This is a genomic window from Acinetobacter sp. 809848 (assembly GCF_000581275.1).
Taxonomy (GTDB): Bacteria; Pseudomonadota; Gammaproteobacteria; order Pseudomonadales; family Moraxellaceae; genus Acinetobacter; species Acinetobacter pittii.
The window spans coordinates 1-515 of record NZ_JEXG01000191.1 but is presented as its reverse complement, the minus strand read 5'-3'; the positions used below and the strand labels follow the sequence as shown (position 1 = coordinate 515).

The following is a 515-nucleotide window of genomic DNA, read 5'->3' as shown; positions in this document are numbered from 1 at the left end:
TATTTACTTCTTGTCCGCTAATCTTTAAATCAAAAGCTTTATCTTGCGTAATTTGATCAGTTGCTGAAATGCCCGTATCAGTCAAAGCAGCTAAAGTCAGTTCACCTGCTTGCGGCGCTGTTGTATCCACAACGACTTTTTGCACACTGGTTTCAGATATGTTGCCTGCAACGTCGGTTACTACAGCTTTAAATTGATAAATACCATCAGCCAAATCTTTTTGATTTACTGTCGTTTCCTGCCATGTCTTTCCTTCATCTTTCGATATCCAGTAAGTAATTTGGCTATTTACTTCTTGTCCGCTAATCTTTAAATCAAAAGCTTTATCTTGCGTAATTTGATCAGTTGCTGAAATGCCCGTATCAGTCAAAGCAGCTAAAGTCAGTTCACCTGCTTGCGGCGCTGTTGTATCCACAACGACTTTTTGCACACTGGTTTCAGATATGTTGCCTGCAACGTCGGTTACTACAGCTTTGTAAAGATAACTTCCATCCACTAAATCTTTTTGAGCGACC

At 40.0% G+C, this 515-nt stretch carries 1 protein-coding gene; it reads right to left on the bottom strand.

Features of this window, described 5'->3' with window-relative positions; translation table 11 throughout:
- The coding region (locus J536_RS24730; protein ID WP_032064372.1) for an Ig-like domain-containing protein at window positions 1–515 on the bottom strand (515 nt) is incomplete at both ends.